Source organism: Nostoc cf. edaphicum LEGE 07299 (genome assembly GCF_015207245.1).
Classification (GTDB): domain Bacteria; phylum Cyanobacteriota; class Cyanobacteriia; order Cyanobacteriales; family Nostocaceae; genus Nostoc; species Nostoc edaphicum_B.
In genome coordinates, this window is record NZ_JADEXF010000235.1 from 1 (window position 1) to 6,284 (window position 6,284).

At 42.2% G+C, this 6,284-nt stretch carries 6 protein-coding genes; 3 read left to right on the forward strand and 3 right to left on the reverse strand.

Going from position 1 to position 6,284, the window contains the following annotated elements:
- Positions 1-48: 48 nt before the first annotated feature.
- From IQ229_RS09140 to ftsZ, 3 genes are all read left to right on the forward strand, one after another.
- Positions 49-882: a cell division protein FtsQ/DivIB gene (locus IQ229_RS09140; protein ID WP_194043064.1), complete on the forward strand. Its 834-nt coding sequence runs from the start codon at positions 49-51 to the stop codon at positions 880-882.
- Between the two features lie 725 nt (positions 883-1,607).
- A complete protein-coding gene (locus IQ229_RS09145) occupies positions 1,608-1,883 on the forward strand; it encodes a hypothetical protein (RefSeq protein ID WP_228013329.1) in 276 nt (91 codons plus the stop codon).
- Positions 1,884-1,943: 60 nt separating this feature from the next.
- Positions 1,944-3,260: a cell division protein FtsZ gene (gene ftsZ, locus IQ229_RS09150; protein ID WP_194043065.1), complete on the forward strand. Its 1,317-nt coding sequence runs from the start codon at positions 1,944-1,946 to the stop codon at positions 3,258-3,260.
- Positions 3,261-3,756: 496 nt separating this feature from the next.
- Here ftsZ and gshB read toward each other — a convergent pair whose 3' ends face one another.
- From gshB to IQ229_RS09165, 3 genes are all read right to left on the reverse strand, one after another.
- The gene (gene gshB, locus IQ229_RS09155) at positions 3,757-4,731 is read right to left on the reverse strand and encodes a glutathione synthase (protein WP_194043066.1); all 975 of its coding nucleotides are present in this window, start codon (positions 4,729-4,731) and stop codon (positions 3,757-3,759) included.
- Positions 4,732-4,966: 235 nt separating this feature from the next.
- Complete coding sequence (gene grxC, locus IQ229_RS09160; RefSeq protein ID WP_194043067.1) at positions 4,967-5,239, reverse strand: glutaredoxin 3; 273 nt, start codon at positions 5,237-5,239, stop codon at positions 4,967-4,969.
- 217 nt (positions 5,240-5,456) lie between these two features.
- Entirely contained in the window at positions 5,457-6,275 is an 819-nt protein-coding gene (locus IQ229_RS09165; protein ID WP_409339912.1) for a PEP-CTERM sorting domain-containing protein, read from the reverse strand.
- Positions 6,276-6,284: the final 9 nt, after the last annotated feature.

Consider the following 6,284-nt stretch of genomic DNA (forward strand, 5'->3'; position numbering starts at 1 on the left):
GATACGAGCTTGTCAAGGAATTTAGATTGCAATCAAAAAGGGGTGTGAATGGCTGGCATAATATCAGTTTCCCGCACGCATCTAGCCCAACGTCGTCAGAAATTGCGTCGGCAGCGGCAGATGAGAATTATTCAAGCTATTTGGCGAACCTTTGCTATTACTGGTTTGGCGGGTGGATTGTTGTGGGTGGCAGTCCAACCGATGTGGATGCTAAAGGCTCCCAAACAAATAGTGATGAAATCAGGTAATAAATTGCTGTCAGATCAAACAACTCAGTCATTGTTGGTGCTATCTTACCCTCAGTCTTTGTGGCGGATTGAACCGTCAGCGATCGCTAACTCTTTAAAGAAACAACCAACTATTGCCCAAGCGATCGTCAGACGCCGCCTATTTCCTCCTGGATTAATCATTGAAATCCAAGAACGAGTACCTGTAGCAGTAACTCAAACACGTGGCAACAAAAAAGTAACAATCGGTTTGCTAGATGCAAGTGGGGACTGGATGCCTTTAGAAAAATATACATCACTGAATCCCACTAGAAAATTACCCAATCTCAGAGTAATTGGTTCGCCAAATCAATACTGCCTCTACTGGACTCAACTCCATGAAGCTGTGAGTCAAAGTCCTGTGAAAGTGATGGAAATTGATTGCCAAAATCCAACAAATTTAATTTTGAAAACGGAATTAGGAAATGTGCATCTCGGTGTTCCAGGTTCCCAGTTATCTGAACAAATTAAGGTACTCGCCCAAATGCGCCATTTAGCAACAAAATTTAATCCCGGTCAAATAGAGTATATTGATCTAAAAAATCCCGATTTTCCATTAGTACAGATGAACCAAAAAGACCAAAAATTAACTCCCAAAATCCTTAAAAACATTTAGCATGTTTATTATTTTGATAGCTCTTAGTAAATGAAGAAGCTTTATGCTGATAAATATATTAATTATTTTCAGTTTTCCAGCAAATCGCACGAAAATCGGCATTAACTTCTAATTAAAATGAGAAGATCAATCATAAAATCTCCATTGGGAGTAACATACACTCAATTGTTACCCTAACATCTAATATTAGGGTGCAAGATGTCAAACGATCTAATAATGGTCTATGGCCTGCAAAACGCCTTCTGCCCATACATTCTTTGGCTAAACCCAATGCAAAAAAGAGAAAGTTGCTTGAGCTTTTCATTCAGATTCAGACTCGTGAGCAGAGGCCACTGATGAGAACGGTTTACGCCGCCATCCAAGTGCAGAGACAAAAGGCTCTGACTTTGGTCTGTTGAGGACACTTCCAAAGGCAGTTTACCGAAGTTTCAATCTGTAACGATAACGCCTAAAGTTGCATAAGCATTGCTTCTGGGCAATCAGTTTGGACTGTTCTGTGGTGTAATTCCTATTAGGTGACGAAATTTCTTAGGAAACCTCGATTTGTTGGTCGCATTAGTGAGGGTTCTTGTAGGATAGACTATTGCTCCAACAAAGTGTCCATTGAGACCACCCAAACAACAAATTAATCAGATATAGTCTGACAAGTAAATTCTTGCTTAGTTTAACCTTAAGGATAAGTAAGTAGAAGGTAGATTTTGTGTATAAAGTTGCAATCATCCCTAATGGTGAAACCTATTAACAATATTATTATTGAGGCAGAGAAGATACGCTGTAGTGTGTCTTTACAAGTTATGCCCTGTGCTAAGACTAATGTCTGGTTGAAGTTATACAGGTCAGTTTTAGATAAATATAGGTATACTTCTCTAGAATTGGCTGTGCGATCGGCTGTGTTAAAGGCTTATCCCATAGCAAATTTTCGCACTGCCAATTCTGTTAGGCTTGGCAGTAGTGAAAATAATAAAGAGCAACGCCATAGTATTGTGGCATTGTCAAACTAAAGTTGACTCTTAGGTGAATAACACCTGAAAAAGTCGTTTATCTACCCTTTCACAAATCCAATGACACTTGATAATAACCAAGGACTTAACTATAAAAATTCCCAATCTACGGGACAGCCGGGGTTCTCTCTGGCAGTTAACTCAACCAATCCCTTTAATAACTCTGGGCTGAACTTCGGACAAAATCACGATAATAAGAAAATTTCTCCTGAAAATAGCCGAATTGGTGAGATTGTTCCTGGTCGGGTCGCCAACATCAAAGTGATTGGCGTCGGTGGTGGTGGTGGTAATGCTGTTAACCGCATGATCGAGTCTGATGTCTCTGGGGTAGAGTTTTGGTCAATTAACACTGATGCCCAAGCTCTTACCTTAGCTGGCGCTCCAAGTCGATTGCAAATTGGGCAGAAGCTAACACGGGGTTTAGGAGCAGGTGGTAATCCTGCTATCGGTCAAAAGGCAGCTGAGGAATCACGGGACGAAATTGCTACGGCTTTAGAGGGTGCAGATTTAGTATTTATCACTGCTGGTATGGGGGGTGGTACTGGGACGGGTGCAGCACCAATCGTGGCAGAAGTGGCCAAAGAAATGGGCGCTCTAACTGTTGGTGTAGTAACACGTCCATTTGTTTTTGAGGGACGCCGCCGCACCAGCCAAGCGGAACAAGGTATTGAAGGACTAAAAAGTAGAGTAGATACACTGATCATTATCCCCAACAATAAACTGCTGGAAGTGATCCCCGAACAAACGCCTGTACAAGAAGCTTTTCGTTATGCAGATGATGTACTGCGTCAAGGGGTGCAAGGTATTTCTGATATCATCACGATCCCCGGTTTAGTAAACGTTGACTTTGCTGATGTCCGAGCGGTGATGGCAGATGCAGGTTCGGCTTTGATGGGAATAGGCGTTAGCTCTGGAAAATCCAGAGCTAGAGAAGCTGCGATCGCAGCTATTTCTTCACCATTACTAGAGTGTTCTATTGAAGGCGCTAGAGGGGTTGTCTTTAATATTACAGGTGGTACTGACCTGACTTTGCATGAAGTTAATGCAGCGGCAGAAGCAATCTATGAGGTAGTCGATCCCAACGCCAATATTATTTTTGGGGCTGTAATTGATGACAGGCTCCAAGGTGAGGTAAGAATTACTGTAATTGCCACTGGATTTACAGGTGAAGTGCAAGCTGCGGTACAACAAAGCGTGGCTAACGTTCGAGTAGCACCTAATACCTCGAAGCGTCCAACAACACAGCAACCGACAGTTAATCCCCCAACCTCAACTCCAAGTTCAACTCCAACCCCAACTCCAATTCCAGAACCAAAGGAAAAACCTGGATTAGATATCCCTGATTTTCTGAGAAATCGACGTACACCAAGGAATTAAAAGATTTGGGATTTGGGATTTTAGATTAACTTAGCAGTCTTAGGTCAGGCTGAACGCTGTATAAAATCTGCTACTTCCACCAGGGTTTTACCAAGGACAGGGATAAGCAATCTTTTGCCATACCCAATTTTGTCAATTGGTAAAAAAACTTGTCAACGCTACTTTATAGAATGAATTTGGGCAGGAGTCTATTGGCTTGCATGTCCAGCTATGCTTTCAGAACAAAACAATAAGAATACCTGCCCAACTACGGATGCATCATCGATAGCGCAGTGTTAACAAGTCTTCTCGAAAGGGAAGGCGCAAGGGCGACCGAGCGTCACAGGCGATTATAGACATGAATGCATCTACCCCTTGCGATCCACTAAACTCATATTCCGTAAAAGTAAATATACTTATTTTAAATAAGTAGCGTAGGAAACAAACCCACGCAAGTGTCCGAAAGAAGTCTGTTTGCTGGAGAATTTAGGACATCAAACAAAAAAATAAATGTAAATTATTTTTGGATTTTTAGTCTCTGTTCAATCCATTGAATAACCTGATGACCAAGGCGAGTACCATCTAGGCGGTCAATCTCACGAATTCCGGTAGGACTAGTGACGTTAACTTCAGTTAGGTAGCCACCGATAACGTCAATGCCCACAAAAATTAAGCCGTCTTGGCGTAAGCGTTCGGCTACTTGGGTACAAATTTCATACTCTCTTGGGGTAATTTCGGTTTGAGCGACTGTACCACCAGTTGCCATATTGTTGCGAAAATCAGTTCCACTAGAGAGGCGATTGAGCGCACCAATTGGTTCACCATTGAGCAAGATAATTCGCTTATCTCCTTCTTTTGCCTCTGGTAAATAGGTTTGTACCATTACTGGCACTTTACCTTGGAGGGTACTGAGTTCAACAATGGAGTTAAAATTGCGATCGCTTGATTGCAAAAACAAAATTCCTTCGCCAGCTTTATTACCCAGTGGTTTGAGAACTCCTGCCCCCTTTGCTTCTACAAATTGCCGGATAAATTGCTTATCAGCACTGACAATCGTTTCTGGAATCGCTTTGGTAAACTGGAGGGCATACATTTTTTCATTTGCCCCTCGGATGCCACTGGGACTGTTAATCACCAAGGTTTTATTTTGGTCAATGTAATCAAGAATGTATGTGGCATATAAATAGGAATCATTGACAGGTGGATCTGTCCGCATAAATACGGCGTCCATTGTCTCTAAAGAAGTTAAGCAGGAATCGCTCAACTTATACCAAGGATTCGCCGCTACCCAGCGTCCCTCCACCAACTGCACTGGTACAAGTTCGACTCGCTGTAGAACAGCGAAAGCTTTGCCCTCCACCACACTCAGCAGATTTGCTTGAGTTATCCAAACTTCGTGTCCCAGGATTTGCGCTGCTTCAATTAGGGCAACACTGGTATCATGACACGGGTCAAGCAGATGGATGGAATCAATGATAAAAGCCAGTTTCACCCTTTATACCTCAATCACCAAGAAATTAAATGGTTATTTAATTATTATCTCTTGATGCTCTCACCAATTGACGTACATATGTACTGCTGAGTGGAAGCTGGAGGGTAAAGTCTTGTGGACAGATATCGCTTTTGTCAAGAAAAAGCCCGTAGACAAGGCAGCGCTTTGTTTTTAGAGTTGTAGTTACTGCCGTGTAATTTGTAGCGGCTTGTCGCTAGTGCAATACCTTCTGAATCTATACGCTATTGCTAGAAGTTAATAGCTCATCCAGCTTGCCTTGACTATCTAAAGCGTGGATATCATCACAACCACCAACATGATCGTCATTGATGAAAATTTGCGGTAAAGAGCGCCGTCCATTTGCTCTTTGAGCCATTTTATTTCTGGCTGCTTCATCTCCGTCAATGCTGTATTCTGTAAATTCAACACCCTTACTCTTCAGCAAACTTTTAGCACGGATACAAAACGGGCAAGTTCTCCAAGTGTAAATTTCTACTTTTGCAGCCATAAAGTCCTCAAATTGATTTCATGCTTCTAATTTTAGAACTTTGCCACTGGTTGTAGCTGCTCTATCCCGTTTTGACTTGCTCTTCAAAAGTGGCTGACTGGATTTATATAAATCAGTATGATGCTTTAATGTCTGATTAATAAGTAAAATTTATAAAACTAAGGGAGACACATCCGATCCCACGAGGGGATGCATCTGGTGTCTCCCATTGGAGCTTCTAGGCTACTGTAATTGAAGCTGATGCTAAAGGCTTTTTCTTCACTACTCTTAGTGCACCCACAGCAAATAGCCCAAGGGCAACTACTGTAGTAGGCTCAGGCACCTTTTTAGGTGGTGGTGGTGGGGGAGTGTAGTAAGGGGCTTCTCCTTTGAGTTTGCTACTTCCGCCACGACTGTTTCCAGAACCGACGCTCATTAGGCGCACTCCAAAGTTTTCCTTAGAAAACTGAGCCAACGTTAAAGCTTTGGAACTATGGGATAGGGTAAAAATGGTAGATTGAATGTCGCCTTTTCCTTGACCTATACCTTCTTTACCAATTTCTACCCCAGCATCAAAGGAGATGCCACCGCCATTGAGATTGTTACTGCCGCTACCAACAGAGTTAACTGTTCCAGCAGGGCCAAATTGTTTGTTTGTTACATCTGTACCTGCTACTTGAAGACCACTGAGGAGTGAGTTATCTAAAATGTTGAAGAAAACACCACGGATGTCAGCAATTGTGTTGCTGCCAGTGGATAAATAATCTACTTTAAACTGAACTTTGCCAGTTCCTGCTATTGCGTCATCCAAGGTAAACTTCACCTGAGTATCCGCGCCGGTGAAGTCATTAATAGTGAAATTCATCGAAGCGGCATTAGCAGGGGCAAAAGCAGAAGACGATATCACAACGGCAGTAGCAGCCAAAAACGAAGGTATTGTTGCGCTGGAAAATAGATGTTTCATGTTAATCAATGTTTGGAAAACAAAATAGTAAGACTCAGTTGCTAATAATGGGAATTTGCTGCTTTCTATCCATGTAAAATCTGATGCACCCAGTGAAAAGTC